This is a genomic window from Candidatus Aegiribacteria sp., from assembly GCA_021108005.1.
In the GTDB taxonomy this organism is placed as follows: Bacteria; Fermentibacterota; Fermentibacteria; order Fermentibacterales; family JCC-6; genus Aegiribacteria.
On record JAIORS010000112.1, the window covers coordinates 17,413 to 31,783 of the forward strand.

20 protein-coding genes and 1 pseudogene are annotated in these 14,371 nt (G+C 46.6%); 17 read left to right on the forward strand and 4 right to left on the reverse strand.

The features are described from left to right. Positions 1 to 229: 229 nt before the first annotated feature. From ffh to K8S15_06735, 10 genes and pseudogenes are all read left to right on the forward strand, one after another. Positions 230 to 1,537, forward strand: a complete 1,308-nt coding sequence (ffh, locus tag K8S15_06690) for a signal recognition particle protein (protein MCD4775727.1) — start codon at positions 230 to 232, stop codon at positions 1,535 to 1,537. 14 nt (positions 1,538 to 1,551) lie between these two features. Then, on the forward strand, positions 1,552 to 1,872 hold the full coding sequence (gene rpsP, locus K8S15_06695) for a 30S ribosomal protein S16 (protein MCD4775728.1): 321 nt from the start codon (positions 1,552 to 1,554) through the stop codon (positions 1,870 to 1,872). Between the two features lie 54 nt (positions 1,873 to 1,926). Continuing rightward, complete coding sequence (locus tag K8S15_06700; protein MCD4775729.1) at positions 1,927 to 2,157, forward strand: KH domain-containing protein; 231 nt, start codon at positions 1,927 to 1,929, stop codon at positions 2,155 to 2,157. Next, positions 2,150 to 2,680, forward strand: a complete 531-nt coding sequence (locus K8S15_06705; protein MCD4775730.1) for a hypothetical protein — start codon at positions 2,150 to 2,152, stop codon at positions 2,678 to 2,680. The genes K8S15_06700 and K8S15_06705 overlap by 8 nt, the downstream gene beginning before the upstream one ends. Positions 2,681 to 2,692: 12 nt before the next feature. Beyond that, a complete protein-coding gene (gene trmD, locus K8S15_06710) occupies positions 2,693 to 3,445 on the forward strand; it encodes a tRNA (guanosine(37)-N1)-methyltransferase TrmD (protein MCD4775731.1) in 753 nt (250 codons plus the stop codon). Further along, positions 3,438 to 3,800 (forward strand): 50S ribosomal protein L19, encoded by a 363-nt coding sequence (gene rplS, locus K8S15_06715; GenBank protein MCD4775732.1) that lies wholly within the window; start codon positions 3,438 to 3,440, stop codon positions 3,798 to 3,800. The genes trmD and rplS overlap by 8 nt, the downstream gene beginning before the upstream one ends. Before the next feature lie 25 nt (positions 3,801 to 3,825). Next, positions 3,826 to 4,431: pseudogene (locus K8S15_06720) on the forward strand (ribonuclease HII). Next, on the forward strand, positions 4,424 to 4,783 hold the full coding sequence (locus K8S15_06725; GenBank protein MCD4775733.1) for a YraN family protein: 360 nt from the start codon (positions 4,424 to 4,426) through the stop codon (positions 4,781 to 4,783). Before K8S15_06720 ends, K8S15_06725 begins: the two are co-directional and overlap by 8 nt. 149 nt (positions 4,784 to 4,932) lie before the next feature. Then, positions 4,933 to 5,724: a hypothetical protein gene (locus K8S15_06730; GenBank protein MCD4775734.1), complete on the forward strand. Its 792-nt coding sequence runs from the start codon at positions 4,933 to 4,935 to the stop codon at positions 5,722 to 5,724. A 21-nt stretch (positions 5,725 to 5,745) separates the two neighbouring features. Beyond that, positions 5,746 to 6,288 carry a PadR family transcriptional regulator gene (locus K8S15_06735; protein MCD4775735.1) on the forward strand — a complete coding sequence of 181 codons (543 nt, stop codon included), beginning with the start codon at positions 5,746 to 5,748 and terminating at the stop codon, positions 6,286 to 6,288. A gap of 93 nt (positions 6,289 to 6,381) precedes the next feature. On the opposite strand, the gene K8S15_06740 is transcribed toward K8S15_06735, so the two are convergent. The 3 genes from K8S15_06740 to K8S15_06750 all read right to left on the reverse strand — a co-directional run bounded on the left by K8S15_06740 (position 6,382) and on the right by K8S15_06750 (position 8,146). Beyond that, the gene (locus K8S15_06740; protein MCD4775736.1) at positions 6,382 to 7,326 is read right to left on the reverse strand and encodes a SagB/ThcOx family dehydrogenase; all 945 of its coding nucleotides are present in this window, start codon (positions 7,324 to 7,326) and stop codon (positions 6,382 to 6,384) included. 221 nt (positions 7,327 to 7,547) lie between these two features. Beyond that, positions 7,548 to 7,916 (reverse strand): type II toxin-antitoxin system PemK/MazF family toxin, encoded by a 369-nt coding sequence (locus tag K8S15_06745; GenBank protein ID MCD4775737.1) that lies wholly within the window; start codon positions 7,914 to 7,916, stop codon positions 7,548 to 7,550. Continuing rightward, complete coding sequence (locus K8S15_06750) at positions 7,913 to 8,146, reverse strand: hypothetical protein (protein MCD4775738.1); 234 nt, start codon at positions 8,144 to 8,146, stop codon at positions 7,913 to 7,915. The genes K8S15_06745 and K8S15_06750 overlap by 4 nt, the downstream gene beginning before the upstream one ends. A gap of 26 nt (positions 8,147 to 8,172) precedes the next feature. On the opposite strand from K8S15_06750, the gene K8S15_06755 reads away from it, so the two are divergent. Continuing rightward, positions 8,173 to 8,337, forward strand: coding sequence for a hypothetical protein (locus K8S15_06755; GenBank protein ID MCD4775739.1), 165 nt, complete (start codon positions 8,173 to 8,175; stop codon positions 8,335 to 8,337). 70 nt (positions 8,338 to 8,407) lie between these two features. On the opposite strand, the gene K8S15_06760 is transcribed toward K8S15_06755, so the two are convergent. Beyond that, the gene (locus K8S15_06760; GenBank protein MCD4775740.1) at positions 8,408 to 8,611 is read right to left on the reverse strand and encodes a hypothetical protein; all 204 of its coding nucleotides are present in this window, start codon (positions 8,609 to 8,611) and stop codon (positions 8,408 to 8,410) included. A 196-nt stretch (positions 8,612 to 8,807) separates the two neighbouring features. On the opposite strand from K8S15_06760, the gene K8S15_06765 reads away from it, so the two are divergent. The 6 genes from K8S15_06765 to K8S15_06790 all read left to right on the forward strand — a co-directional run. Then, on the forward strand, positions 8,808 to 8,948 hold the full coding sequence (locus tag K8S15_06765; GenBank protein MCD4775741.1) for a hypothetical protein: 141 nt from the start codon (positions 8,808 to 8,810) through the stop codon (positions 8,946 to 8,948). 290 nt (positions 8,949 to 9,238) lie between these two features. Beyond that, positions 9,239 to 9,514 carry a hypothetical protein gene (locus K8S15_06770; protein MCD4775742.1) on the forward strand — a complete coding sequence of 92 codons (276 nt, stop codon included), beginning with the start codon at positions 9,239 to 9,241 and terminating at the stop codon, positions 9,512 to 9,514. Between the two features lie 182 nt (positions 9,515 to 9,696). Next, positions 9,697 to 10,770, forward strand: a complete 1,074-nt coding sequence (locus K8S15_06775; GenBank protein ID MCD4775743.1) for a Fic family protein — start codon at positions 9,697 to 9,699, stop codon at positions 10,768 to 10,770. Then, positions 10,757 to 12,280 (forward strand): type I restriction-modification system subunit M, encoded by a 1,524-nt coding sequence (locus tag K8S15_06780; GenBank protein ID MCD4775744.1) that lies wholly within the window; start codon positions 10,757 to 10,759, stop codon positions 12,278 to 12,280. The genes K8S15_06775 and K8S15_06780 overlap by 14 nt, the downstream gene beginning before the upstream one ends. Positions 12,281 to 12,321: 41 nt before the next feature. Beyond that, complete coding sequence (locus tag K8S15_06785) at positions 12,322 to 13,335, forward strand: restriction endonuclease subunit S (protein ID MCD4775745.1); 1,014 nt, start codon at positions 12,322 to 12,324, stop codon at positions 13,333 to 13,335. 246 nt (positions 13,336 to 13,581) lie between these two features. Beyond that, on the forward strand, positions 13,582 to 14,371 hold a 790-nt coding region (locus K8S15_06790), incomplete at its 3' end, for a hypothetical protein (GenBank protein MCD4775746.1).

The following is a 14,371-nucleotide window of genomic DNA, read 5'->3' on the forward strand; positions in this document are numbered from 1 at the left end:
GAAAAACAATACCACATGCAACTCCGCCCGGTCAACATCATTTTTTGAATGATACTGGAAGATAAGACAGCCCGGGCTTCTCGTAGGGCACCTTTCCTGTCATGATCCGTTGAGCTTGTAGTATTCCGTTTAGTGGTGTATAATTGCATGCTCTGTGGGCTACCGCGCAAGTAGTCAGGCAGAGCGGCATATTATTAAGTAACTGTGGAGGAACTTTTTGTTTGAGAATCTGACAGACAGGCTTTCGGATGCTTTCAGGAAACTGACCGGCAGGGGAGTACTTACGGAATCCGATATTAAGCAGGCAATGAGGCAGGTGCGACGCGCTCTGCTTGAGGCTGACGTTAATTTCGGAGTTGCGAAACAGTTCGTCAGTGATGTAAGCACAAAAGCCATGGGTGAAAAGGTTCTTAAGAGCCTTGCGCCTGGTAAGCAGGTAATCAAGATAGTTAACGATGAGATCGTTGAACTTCTGGGAACGGACAGGTCACCACTTCAGCTCTCCGGTAAACCGCCTCTGGTTTACCTCATGATAGGACTCCAGGGATCGGGAAAGACCACAACGGCAGCCAGGCTTGCCTGGTGGCTGTCTGAGAAAAAAGGCAAGAGATCTCTTCTGGCCGCATGTGACCTTCAGAGACCGGCTGCAATCGATCAGCTGGAGAAACTGGCAGCAAAGGCGAAAGCCGGTTTTTACGGCCGCAGAGATACGAAGAATCCTGTAGCGGTTCTGAAAGACGCTATAAAGGAGGCAAGGCTCAAGAGCTACGATATCGTGATTGCTGACACCGCTGGCCGGCTTCATATAGACGATGACCTGATGAGCGAACTTGAAAATGTATGCAGGATTGCGGACGCATCCGAAACACTGCTTGTGCTGGACGGTCTTTCCGGCCAGGACGCAGTGAACGTTGCTGTAGAGTTCCAGGAAAGAATAGGGTTCACCGGTTCGGTCATTACCAAGATGGACGGTGATTCGAGGGGTGGCGCCGCGCTTTCATTCAGGGCGGTAACCGGAAAGCCCATTAAATTCCTTGGAACGGGTGAGAGTATTGAGGGAATTGAACCTATGGATCCGCAGCGGCTTGCCGGTAGAATCCTTGGAATGGGCGATGTGGTCGGCCTGGTCGAAAAGGCGCAAACCGCGTACGATATCAAGGAGGCTCAGAAGCTTGAGAAGAAACTCATCTCCAATTCCTTTACGCTGGAGGATTTTGCCAGGGAGCTGAAGCGAATACGGAAAATGGGATCTCTCACCGACCTTCTTGGAATGCTGCCGAAGAATATGAGGCCTTCAGGAGCGGACATCGATGAATCCCAGTTCACAAGGACGTCCGCGATTATCGGTTCAATGACAGTAAGAGAAAGGCTCCACCCGGAGATAATTAATGGAAGCAGGAGAAAAAGAATAGCGATGGGCAGCGGCACAAAGGTGAACGATGTGAACAGGCTGCTGCGAGAGTTCAGATCAATGAAAAAAATGATGAAGCGGATGAAATCGGGAAAGGGAATAGGAGTTCCCGGGTTATTCCGCTGATATGGAGGTGAAGTTTGGTAATTATTCGTCTTAAAAGAACGGGAAGCAAGGGCGAGCCTTCCTTCAGGATTGTAGCTGCTGACAGGCGCAAAGCCCCAAGCGGAAAATTCCTGGAGAGTTTCGGCTACTACGACCCCCTGCGCAAGCCCATGGAAGTAAAAGTTGACGAAGAAAGAGTTTTCCACTGGCTTGAGAGAGGAGCTCAGGTTTCCGATACAGTGAGAACTCTTCTGAAGAAAACCGGAACCTGGAAGAAGTGGCATAAACTGTCTTCCGGTGAGGAAGAAGTTAAACCGGAAGTAGTGTTTATTAAAGGCGAGAATAGAACTTCCTAAAACTTGAACTTGTGCGAATGCAGGCTGAACTGGCATCAAAACTGGAGGATCCTCATGAAAGAGCTTGTTGAACTTATGGCTAAGGTACTTGTCGCAGATCCCGAAGCTGTTTCCGTTGAAGAAACAGTCGAAGAAGATGTTACCGTCTTCGAACTGAGGGTAGCTGAAACTGATCTGGGCAGGGTCATAGGCCGCGAAGGTAAAATAGCGAAGGCTATGAGACTTATTATCAGATCGGCTGCTGCCCGCCTGGAGCAGAAAGCTACAGTCAGAATTATTGACTGATTCTGAAAAACCGATTCCCGATGGTATTGTATATCTCGGGTATGTTGAGAAGACACACGGGCTGAAGGGTGGAGTCAGGGTTCGACTGTTCCTGGGGTACGGAGCTGCCGATATCCCAGCGGGAACAGTGATTCTGCTTAATAAAAGCAGATCCCTTACTGTAAGGCGATGTACTTATAGAGGAGATTCAAGGTTCAATCTCACTTTCGAGGAGATCGGCAACCGGGACGATGCTGAGGAATGTAGAGACTGCTCAATCTACATAACAATTGACGAAGTTGAAAAAAAACTGGGTTTTATTCCTCTTCACAGCTTTTCCGGATTTGAGATACATTCCCGCGGATGTCTTATGCGGATAGTTGATGTTGAGCCGGCCAGTGCGAATCCTCTGCTTATTGTCGAGAATAACGGGGGCAGATTTCATGTTCCCGTGATACTCGTGATGAACGAAGGGTCGATTAACTGGGGGGAGAAGGTAATTGAGCTTGACCTTCCGGAAGGCCTGGAAGACCTCCCGTTGTGATTGGAGCTTTAAATGCAGGCAGCGGTAGCAACACTGTTTCCGGACCTGTTTGCTTCCTTCATGGATTGCGGGATTGCTGGAAGAGCAGTTGAAAATGGTCTGGTTGACCTTTCAATTCTCGATATAAGAGACAGAGCTGTTGACAGCAGAGGATCGGTTGATGATTACCAGTTCGGTGGCGGAGCCGGTATGCTGTTACGGCCGGAGCCGCTGTTCGATACACTTGAACGAATTCCCTGGAGGGATGAAGCAAGGGTTATTTTTATGACCCCCCAGGGAAGAAAGCTCGATCAGTCCCTTGCGAAGGAGCTGGCGGAATCCAGCAGGATGATAATATTCTGCGGGAGGTATGGCGGTATCGATCAAAGGTTCAGAGATGCGGCCGTAACTGATGAAATCAGCGTAGGTGATGCTGTGGTATCTGGAGGTGAGATTCCCGCAATGTTCCTTATGGAAGCTGTATTCAGATGGCTTCCGGGGGTTCTGGGAAGGATGGAATCCGCTGAATCAGATACTTACGCTACCGGGCTGTTGGATTATCCGAGGTATACAAGACCTGCCGATTACAGAGGGATGAAAGTTCCGGAGGTAATCCTCTCGGGAAACCATGCGGATATAGAGGAATTTCGATTAAGAAAAGCACTGGAACTAACGATGAAGAATCGTCCGGAACTGATCGATTCGAAAAGTGAAGAGAATATAAGAGAACGATTTATCCGCTCGCTGCGGCTGGCGGATCGACAGAAGGAGCAGAAGAATGGATGACATTATCAGAGGCGTTGAATCCTCTCAGATCAGGGATGATTATCCTGAGTTCAGAGCAGGGGATACGGTGAAGGTTCATTTTCAGGTTTTGGAAGGCGACAAAACAAGAGTGCAGATCTACCAGGGAGTTGTTATTTCCCGAAGGGGAGGCGGAGTTTCCGAAACGTTCACCGTAAGGAAGATTTCGGGCGGTGTAAGTGTTGAGAGGGTTTTCCCCCTCAATACACCTCTCATCGAGAAGATCGAAGTAACCAGAGCCGGAAAGGTCCGCAGAGCCAAGCTTTTCTACCTTCGTAACAAGACGGGCAAAGCCGCAAGGATCAAAGAGAGGAAAACGTACGGCGCCAGGAACTGATACCACGGAAACACAGCTCCATCGGTTTGATGAAAGTTTCAGATCGAGATATCCTGCCATAGCAGGGATTGACGAAGCGGGAAGGGGTCCCCTCGCCGGCCCTCTTGTAGCGGCAGCCGTGATGCTTCCCCGAGAGATTTTCCTCAGTGAAGTCAACGATAGTAAACAGCTTTCCGGCAGTAAACGCAGGCGGCTTTTCCCGGTTATAATCGAAGAATCGGAATGCTGGGCAACAGGTGTTGTTGAACACTCCGAGATCGACGAAGCAGGTATGACCGAAGCTGTACGTCTTTCCTTTCTGCGAGCCGCAGAAGCACTGGACAGACGCCCCGAATTGTTTCTTATAGACGGTCTTCCTGTGAAGAACCTTCAACTTCCCGCGGAATTCATTGTGAAAGGTGATTCGAAGAGTCTTTCAATCGCCGCCGCCAGTATAATCGCCAAAGTTACAAGGGACGATATCATGATAAAGGCTGACCGGCAGTATCCCGGTTATGGCTTCGCTTCCAATAAGGGCTACGGTTCGAAAGCCCACATGGAAGCGATCAGGAAGCTGGGTCCTTCCCCGATTCACAGGATGTCCTTCGCCCCCATGAAAAATGACAGGCAGCTGAGGTTTCGTTTTGAGTAAAATCTCAAGGGAAGCCGAATCCTTCGTATGCCTCTGGCTTGAGGACAGGGGATGGGCTATAGAAGCCCGGAATTTCAGAACACGCAGGTCAGAGATCGATATAGTTGCGAAGAAAGAAGATGTGCTATCGTTCGTTGAAGTGAAATTCGCTTCCGACAGCTCCGCTACGGTTACGCTTGATAAGATAGATTCCGCGAAGCAGGCAAGACTGGTGCACGCAGCTATGGTTTATCTTTCAACGAAACCTCCGTCCGGTCAGATACGATTCGATGTTGCGATTGTCAGAGGCACATCCATGAGCTTTCGCATGGAAACTTACCTGGAGGATGCTTTCCGCCCTGACATCATGTAGACCTGCTGGAAATCGTAATATCTCACATCGTTCTCGTTTTCGAATTGATTCATATCTGCCTTGCGTCGCAGTTGCATATTGACTTCATGCCTATCTTCCAGATATATATCTGTCAGATATATTATCTGATTGAACGAAAGGAGCTCAATATGAACAGAAGATATCCGTTTATCATTCCTGTTTTTGTGCTTGTGGCCTGCGGTAATGTAAGCTCACCTATAGTAAAATCTTCTTCTGTAGCACTTTATTCCGATCAGGGCGCAGAGCCGTCATGCATTACCGCAACTGTGAACATGTTCGAGTGGATGGGGCGTTCCATTCAGGAAGTCTCTTCTGAAGAAATCAGAATGGGCTGTCTCGACAATTTCGATCTGGTCTGCTTTCCCGGAGGCGACATGTATCAGTACTCCCAGAGTCTTTCCGCGGAAGGAATATCTCGCGTAAGGTCATTCATCAGTAATGGCGGCGGATATATAGGCATATGCGCTGGCGGATATTTCGCGGCCGAAGAGGTATACTGGATGGGCAATCAGCTTCCGATGGAATCTCTTGAACTGTTTGAGGGAAGGTCGGAGGGACCTGTGGATGAATTTGAACACGCTGGATACCAGACCATGGTTCAGATAGATATTACCGGTACATCACATCCGATAACTCAGTCTGTATTGAATCCCTCATGGATATTCTACTGGCTTGGACCGAAGTTTGCGCCGGAGAACCCTCTCGAAGTTGAAATACTGGGAGAATACAATTCGGGAAACTATCCGGTCATTATGGCTTTTGAATACGGTTCCGGCAGGGTATTCATCATCGGAACTCACCCGGAGTTCGAGGAAGACAGCGATCGTGACGGTATTCCGCCGGACAGTACACTTGAAGACATGGGATCCGATTGGGAGCTAATGGAAAACGCAGCCCTGTGGTGTACAGATCAGCTTTAAACAATAAATGAAAGGTTCAGCATGGCTGGTGAAAGCAGAACACGGTTTATTATCCTTGCGTTTCTACACTGCAAACCGGGATCCGGCTACTCGATAAAGAAAGCCATAGAGAACAGTGTTGCTAATTTCTGGAGGGAGTCTTACGGTCAGATATATCCGAAGCTGAATGAAATGGAGCACGACGGGCTCGTTAAATTGCAGAGTAAGGATAACTCCCATCAAGCCAGGAGTAATGTTTACGAAATCACCGAGAAGGGAAAAGACGTTCTGCTGAATTGGCTGTCGACCGAAGCAGGTCAGACACCTCCACGGTCGGAAATGCTTTTGAAACTGTTTTTCGGCGATCTTGTAGGACCTTCAGTCATGAGAAATACGGTTTTCCAATACCGTAGCAGGAAGGAAAATGAACTGAGAAGGCTTCAGTCAATTCTGGAGCAATTTTCAGAAAGACCCGATGGGCACGCTGTGTACGCAAAAATGACGGTCGAATACGGAATTCAGGTTTCAACAGCTGTGATCGAATGGTGTAATGAAACACTTGAAACTCTGGAAGGTCAACTTTAATTCAGATAGTTCTTTTCATAAAACCTCATTACATCTTTCCCAGCGGCATTATATAGAGAGGGACTTCCTCTCTGGTCATCCTTATCACCTGCATCAATACCAGGTCGCTGAAGGAGCCTTTAAGGCATATGCCTGAAGGTATACATTCTCAGCCGAATGGCCGAGATCCATGCATACATAACGTTCCCGGCCTCGATCTCCGTATTTCTGTGTACAGCGTTCAAAAACAGCCGAATACACAATCGCCGCCCCCGCATTCTCGAAATGAGGCTGATTGAATCCAGCATTGCTTAATTCCTCCCAGCAATCATCGCCAACGATGCGCACGAGTTCATGGGTTTCTGATTTGTACCAGTAGATTCCACGATCGAGATCAGTTACGTTACGAGCCACCAGGTAGAGTTCCAGAGGATACAATGCCCCAGCCGATGGAGCTGTTCTGAGACCGCCTCGCAGGAAGTCCGGTGCGTTTTCGATAGGATTGCTCAGCCCGTACGCGGACCACAGGAGCTGCGAAACCTCAGCGAGAGTCAACGGTGAATCCTCATAGAAGCGCACGGATCGCCGGTTCTGCAAGGCCTCCTCCACTGACACATCACTTGATAACCGGGGTTGAGGTAATACAACCAACGGCCCTTCCGGGTGTTCTTCCGGTAATGAGGCCAAAATGGCATCCGCTCTGGCGTCCATCGCTGCAAATAAAGCATACCAACGGCTATCTGAGTGAAGGTTTACAAGATCCTCGTCTTCCTCAAGCCATTGCTTTTTGATAATATTGCTGCTGACCGCTTTCTCGAGATACATGAACGCCGCATCGAGGTTCTCGCAAAGGGAGGCGGCGCAAGCAGCGTTATACAACTCGAAGATATCGCCTTCTTCGATCTGAAAGGCCTGTTGGTACAACTCAAGTGCAGCCTGGTGATCCAGGGCCGACGACTTGTTCCTGGCTTCGAGTACGAGCTGGTCATACTCATGAGCAAATGCGGCCGTACTGAAGCACGACAACAGAATGAATACAGCAACCACCTTGTTCATCATCGGAATTTCTCCTTTATGGTGCTTTACGTGCTGACAGTGAGCTTATAGCATGAGCGATAGTAAATCGGTTTTTCAAACAACCCGGTATCTGATCCAGATACAGCTCATTCATACCTTCATTATTACCTTCTCAATTCAGATGTGTTAGTCATCCTGATCAAGGATGTTTCAACTGGAGTTGGTTTCAAAGGTTTTTAAGGTTAAACGAACAATACAAAAATCTAATAACGCAGGGTATTAAGCTTGAAGACAATTCTCAATGATTGATCTATTTCCAGCATTACAGCTGGTGACAGCTTCCCGCGGATTTTAACTAATCTTTGACGATGATCAACAGGGCGTGTTTGCAGACAATCTGCAAGGGATTTCTTTGTAAGGCCATTACTCTTGGATGGAGTAATCTCAATATTTGTTCTTATTCTAGCTTTTTTTGCATTCCACTCGGTAACAGGAACAACTTGAATAACGGGAACAATTTCATTGTAAATATCGTTGGTTACGATTATGCATGGTCTTACTTTTCCAGTTTCCGAGCCCTTAACCGGGTCAAGATTTACATCAATAATCATTCCTCTTTTCAATACGGTCATTCCGGCCATCCGGTTATAGCTGATTGGGTCAGCTCTTTCAAATTGTCATCCTCTGTGTAAATCTCAGAATAAAGTTCTGCCGATTCTCTCAGGGTATCGAGTTCCAATCTGCTTTGCAGCTGATCTATGGCTTTGCGAACCATTGAGCTTTTATCCTTGAAGCCGTAAGCCTTGTATTTGCTCAAGAATTCTGCTTGAGCCTCATGAACGCTGAATTTTCGCTGAGGCATGATGTCCCTCTTTCTGGTACTTGATTATGTACCGCAATCTACGACCCAATATTGGTCCTACGGCAATGAATGTCAATACTACTCAACATTTATTGTATGGAAAAATGGCGGTCGAATACGGAATTCAGGTTTCAACAACTGTGATCGAATGGTGTAATGAAACGCTTGAAATTCTGGAAGGGCTCCTTTGATTCAGACAGTCCCGTTTATATCTGCAACCAAATATCTGAATAGATACACATCGTTGCCGCCGCTATCATGTTATGGTTGAAGCAATATCAGAAGACCCGCAAGGGCAGCAGCGATTACAATGATTCCTGCAGCAATATAAACGATGATCCTGGATGTTTGACCAAGGAATTGGGTGTTGTGGCGAAAACCGTTGAATTGCTGGAGAAGAGAATTCCTCTCATCGATATCGTTTTGCAGCAAATTCGTGTAGTGAAAAAATGCTTTTCCTAACATTGCCTGACCCTCCCACTATTTAAACACCGAAGAGGAGAATTTGGTTTCCTTTTCATTCAGGTATCCCCCACTTGTCACAGGTTGGAATCAGCGAAAACCCAAGTTTCTGTTGTTTCTGACTGATTTTCATCTCCGCGTGAAGAACTCGTAGTCTATTCTTCAGTTTCATTTCACTCTCTTCTTTAGGGCGGAAGCTGTGGAGCATGATCCTCCTTACCTGTGTGATTTCAAGGTTCTCAATGTAAGATCGAAATTCCAGGTTCAGGGTATTCACGGCCACCAGCTTCCCCAGTCAATCCAGAGGAAACTGATAGCGGAGGGCAAGGATCTCGATTAGATAAACTACGAGGGTACTGATTTCGAGCGAAAAGTATCCAACGCGGGCACAAATACCCGGATAATCAGAGAGTTCATGGATGAATGCATCAAGGATGATACAGGTACTCTTCCAGGTAAAACCATTTTCTTCGCCATAACCAAAGCTCACGCAAGGCGTCTTCAGGATATCTTCGATACCCTCTATCCGGAACATGCAGGGCGTTTATCCTGTGTAATCGTCTCAGATGACCCCAGAGTTCACGGTAAAGGCGGGCCTACGATCAGAGGACCGCAAGCTTCATTCAGCTCATGCGCCATATTCTCGGACTTGAAACCCTCGAATCCTGGAGTGTTAAGGTCAACAGCAGCTTCGACGAGTTCATCGCAGAGCATACTACCATTACATCACTTCAGATAAGATTCCTGCAGACTCTGAGGAATTTTATCATTCAAACAGGCAAGCTCGATAAAAAGGATCTCATTCAGGCTCCATTCACTCAGATTCACCCCATGGGCGTAAGGGGAGTATTCAGCAGGGAGGAAATAAAAGAGATCATGAAGCTTACCGAAACACTCACTGCATGAAACACTCCCATACACAAACAATAAGGGTAACGAATCACTTCAACAAGGTAAAATAGTCTAGGCATTACCCCATAAAATCAGTCGATAAGTTCTATTCAGGGTAATATAGCCTTGACATTACCCCATTGATATATATATTACCCCAATAGACAGTAAGCATGTCTCTCGCTGAAAGGAAACAAATGCATTCCCTGCTCAGGAGCTTTGTAGGTTCGTTAAGCTTCTCTTCAGATCACCTCACTACTATTAAGAAACTTGGGGAGTTCAAGGGCAAGCAGGAACTCTATTCAAAGCAGATACCAGAAGTGTTGGAGCGTCTCCGCGAGAACGCGATCATTGAATCAGTCACCGCTTCAAACAGGATCGAAGGGATAACAGCTCCGGAGACAAGAATCAAAGCCATAGCCCGAAACCCGGAGAAGGGTCACAATCACAACGAGCAGGCAATAGCGGGGTATCGGGACGCACTCAACCTGATTCATTCATCGCATCAGGGAATGACATTCGACTGTAACGCAATACTCCAGCTTCATTCAATGATCTATCGGTACCTCCCTGAGGATGGAGGACACTGGAAGTACGTTGATAATGTGATAGAAGAAAGAAATCTTGATGGAGATTTGATAAAAGTAAAGTTCAAACCTGTAAGCCATTTAGAAACACCTGAAGCCATGAGATCGCTCGAACAAGGATATCTGACGCAGACGGAACGCTACCGAACAGAACCGCTGATATTAATTCCTCTGTCAATCCTGGATTTTCTCTGCATACACCCATTCGATGACGGGAACGGGCGTATTGCACGATTGCTCTCATTGCTTCTGCTTTACAAAAGCGGCTTTGAAGTAGGCCGGTATATCAGCCTTGAGCGCATTATCGATGAATCATTAAAAAGCTACTACGACACTCTCGAAGCAAGCTCCATAAACTGGCATGCCAATATGCATGATCCTTTTCCCTGGATAACCTATTTCTGGGGAGTACTTATCAGAGCGTACAAGGAGCTTGAAGATCGAGTAGGAACATCACAACCATCAAGAGGTTCAAAAACAGCAAGGGTAACAGAAGCTATTATGCATTTTCCTGGAGAGTTTTCAATCTCAGATCTGGAAAGGAAATGTCCCACAGTAAGCAGAGACATGATAAGAGTAGTTCTCCGGCAACTGAAGGAAGAGAATATCATATCCGTTCAGCGCAGGGGAAGGGCTTCAAAATGGACCGTAATCAACAGAGGAGACCTAAATGCTGACAGGTAAACTGAAAGGACTGCTGAACAGTCTCTGGGACAGATTCTGGTCTGGAGGTATAGCCAACCCCCTTACGGTAATGGAGCAGATAAGCTACTTATTGTTTATTCGAAGACTCGATGCAATGGATAGTAAAAACAAAGCAGATGCGGAATGGCTTAACAAGGAATACAATTCCATTTTCGCGGGACAAGAGGACTGCAGGTGGAGCCGCTTCAAGCACCTTCCTGGAGATGAGATGCTTGTCCACGTGAGGGATAATGTCTTTCCCTTCATCAAAAACCTTGGAGACAAAAATCAGCCTTTCTCGCAGTACATGCAGGATGCCGTATTCATCATTCCCAAAGCATCACTGCTTGTAGAAGCTGTCGGCATCATAGACAGTATTTACACCGAGATAGACAGGGAACGGCAGGAGAACGGTCAGACCTTCCATGATACACAGGGCGATATCTACGAGTTCCTCCTTTCAGAGATTAGTTCATCAGGCAAGAACGGTCAGTTCAGAACACCAAGGCATATAATCCAGATGATGTGTGAACTCGTTGATCCGAAACTCGGTGAGCAGATATGTGATCCTGCCTGCGGAACAGGTGGATTCCTGCTGGGGGCTTACCAGCACATCCTTACAGCTCACACCAGCCCTGAGCTAAGACATAAGGACGAGAACGGATTTGAGAGAGGATTGGTCGGTGATAAACTCACCGATGAGCGCCAGTGGAAAAGCCTGAGAGAAAGAACATTCTACGGGTATGACTTTGACACAACGATGGTTCGGATAGGGCTCATGAATCTTATGCTCCATGGCATAGAGCAGGCTGACATAGACTACATGGACACCCTCTCAAAAAGATTCAACGAGAAGGACTGTTACGATGTGGTACTCGCCAACCCACCTTTCAAGGGAAGCATCGACAAGGGTGACATCAATGAGGAACTGTGCCTTCCAACCACAAAGACAGAACTTCTTTTCGTTAACAGAATCATCAACCTCCTGAGAATCGGTGGAAGGGCAGCTGTCATAGTCCCGGATGGCGTTTTGTTAGGCTCTTCAAACGCCCATAAAAAGCTCAGACAAATGCTCATAGAGGACTGTGAACTCCAGGGCATCGTATCCATGCCTTCAGGAGTGTTCAAACCCTACGAAGGTGTAAGTACTGCGGTAGTTGTATTCGTAAAGGGCGGAAAAACAGAGAATGTATGGTTCTATGATATGCAGGCAGATGGTTATTCCCTTGATGACAAGCGTGACAAGATAGAATCAAATGACATTCCTGACATCATCAACAGATGGAAAAACAGAGATCCTGAAAAGAACACCGATAGAAAGGCAAAAGCTTTCACAGTTCCGGTAAAGGAGATAATCGACAACAAGTACGACCTCTCCATCAACCGCTACAAAGAGATAGAGTACGAAGAAGTCGAGTACGACCCTCCCAAAGAGATACTCCAGAAACTCCGGGAACTTGAAGATGACATCCGTAAAGACCTGGATGAGCTCGAGGGAATGCTGGGATGAAGAAGCGATATGAAAGCATACCATTAGGAGAAATATGTGAAATGAGAAGTGGAGGTACTCCAAGACGAGGAAACCCGAATTTCTATGGTGGGAACATTCCTTGGGCAAAGATTGCTGATCTGAATACCACCGATAGAGTAGTCACAGGAACAAATGAGAGCATTACCGAAGAAGGATTATCAACTATTGGAAATCGTGTTTTCCCTGAAGGAACTTTATTACTTGCTATGTATGGATCTGTTGGGAAAGTCGCATTTGCAGGTAAACCTTTATCTACCAATCAAACTATTCTAGGTATCAATGTGCGAGATTCCAACAGACTCGATTCAAGGTACCTCTTTCATTGGTTTGAAAGCAATCAACGAAAGCTTCTTGCTGATGCCCGTGGTGTAACCACAAATAACATCTCTAAGACAATTGTCATGAACCTTAGGATTCCACTCCCCCCACTGGAAGAGCAGAAACGCATTGCTGCCATTCTGGACAAGGCAGACGTTGTTCGCCGCAAACGTCAGGAGTCAATCCGCCTGACAGAAGAATTCCTGAAATCTGTTTTCCTCGACATGTTCGGCGATCCGGTATGCAATCCAAATATTGATAAGCTCCCTGCGGGTTGGAATAGATGCGTGGTTGCCGACCTTAGAACAAGTGGGAAGTGGACCTGTATTGGTGGTCCCTTTGGCTCCAATCTTACCTCAAGTGACTACCGTGTCTCAAGAGTACCGGTGATACGAGGTTCAAACCTTTCAACCAATGATTGCTTCGTATCAGAGGATGAATTAGTAGATCCAGTTTGGCTTGTTTCGTATTTGCAAGCTCCGATGGCTCAACGAATTATTGAAAATCGTACACTCTCAACCGGTGTTCCACATATAAATCTTGGCATACTCAGAGAATTCCCTGTCAATCTACCTCCTATAGCGGAACAGAAAAGGTATTCTGCCCTCAATACGGAAACAGTGAAGGCGAACAAAAAACAACGAGACGCATTGGAATTTTCTCACGGGCTCTTCAACTCCCTCGTCCAACGTGCGTTCAAGGGGTTTCTCTTTTAGGAGAATCTTATGCAGGTTTTTCTGATCTACTGACAACACTTTCCGGAAAAGATGCCAGATTCACTTTCGATTGGTATATTGGATTTTGAATACGCTCCCTCGCTTAATGGTCTGTGGATAATGAAGAAAAAGTAGTATTCGGATAAGACCAGGTATAGACATGCGGTAAAAAAGTATTTATAAAATTGCTTCAGGATTGAAATTTGTACTAAATTAATGTTGGTCAGATACTTGTAGGAGGCTGCTATGTTGTACGCATTGCTTGTGACGGTGATGGCTTCAGGATTCACAGGATACAGTGAGATCACTGATATAGGAATTGATGAGTACTTTGTTACAAGAACAATCTGCGAAATTGAAGGAGAAATAGTTGAACCCGTGGGAGATCCGATAACCGAAGAAGCAACCTGGACTCGGAGCCCGGAATTCAAGGCCGGAGTTTACTGGGTGGACAGAAATCATCAGGCGGCGATTGCCAATGAATCGGCAATAAGCATGGATGGTGCAGGTATTCTGACAAGCTGGTATTTGAATAATGACAGAATAGCCTGCTATGAAACAGCGGGAAGCTCAACTCCTCTGTGGAATTATCCTACTGTTTCTAATAATAACAGGATGGATGTAGCTGCAGGATCGAATAATGAGATATTTTCAGCAGCTTCCTTCGATGAGTCTACATTCGTCTGGCTGTCTTCATCCTCAGTTCCAACGCTGATTCTTGATCCTGGCAAAAAACAGGATATAACGGTAGACGGCGCATATATTGTTTACACTGATGCTAAAGGAGATTCTTTAATCTGTCTGGATACCGCAACGGAACAGATAGTCTGGCAAATCGCTCTTTTTGAAACAGGAAGCCAGCTGAACGGAGTTGATATATCCGGAGACGGCACGAGAGTTCTGGTGACCGTTTATGACGCATCTTCCGGAGCACAGATCTACGATATGACTGATGGAAGTCTGGTGGGAACACCCGTTGGGAATTACAGCCAGACGATGGCGAAAATATCGGATGACGCTTCGAGAATCGTAACAG

Coding starts and splice junctions, on each gene's coding strand:
- K8S15_06780 (MCD4775744.1), top strand. CDS start 10,757: ATGCTGACAGGTAAACTGAAAGGACTGCTGAACAGTCTCTGGGACAGA.
- K8S15_06730 (MCD4775734.1), top strand. CDS start 4,933: ATGAACAGAAGATATCCGTTTATCATTCCTGTTTTTGTGCTTGTGGCC.
- K8S15_06735 (MCD4775735.1), top strand. CDS start 5,746: ATGGCTGGTGAAAGCAGAACACGGTTTATTATCCTTGCGTTTCTACAC.
- K8S15_06770 (MCD4775742.1), top strand. CDS start 9,239: ATGCGCCATATTCTCGGACTTGAAACCCTCGAATCCTGGAGTGTTAAG.
- K8S15_06775 (MCD4775743.1), top strand. CDS start 9,697: ATGCATTCCCTGCTCAGGAGCTTTGTAGGTTCGTTAAGCTTCTCTTCA.
- K8S15_06740 (MCD4775736.1), bottom strand. CDS start 7,326: ATGATGAACAAGGTGGTTGCTGTATTCATTCTGTTGTCGTGCTTCAGT.
- rplS (MCD4775732.1), top strand. CDS start 3,438: ATGGATGACATTATCAGAGGCGTTGAATCCTCTCAGATCAGGGATGAT.
- K8S15_06785 (MCD4775745.1), top strand. CDS start 12,322: ATGAGAAGTGGAGGTACTCCAAGACGAGGAAACCCGAATTTCTATGGT.
- K8S15_06750 (MCD4775738.1), bottom strand. CDS start 8,146: ATGCCTCAGCGAAAATTCAGCGTTCATGAGGCTCAAGCAGAATTCTTG.
- K8S15_06700 (MCD4775729.1), top strand. CDS start 1,927: ATGAAAGAGCTTGTTGAACTTATGGCTAAGGTACTTGTCGCAGATCCC.
- K8S15_06755 (MCD4775739.1), top strand. CDS start 8,173: ATGTACCGCAATCTACGACCCAATATTGGTCCTACGGCAATGAATGTC.
- trmD (MCD4775731.1), top strand. CDS start 2,693: ATGCAGGCAGCGGTAGCAACACTGTTTCCGGACCTGTTTGCTTCCTTC.
- K8S15_06760 (MCD4775740.1), bottom strand. CDS start 8,611: ATGTTAGGAAAAGCATTTTTTCACTACACGAATTTGCTGCAAAACGAT.
- K8S15_06745 (MCD4775737.1), bottom strand. CDS start 7,916: ATGACCGTATTGAAAAGAGGAATGATTATTGATGTAAATCTTGACCCG.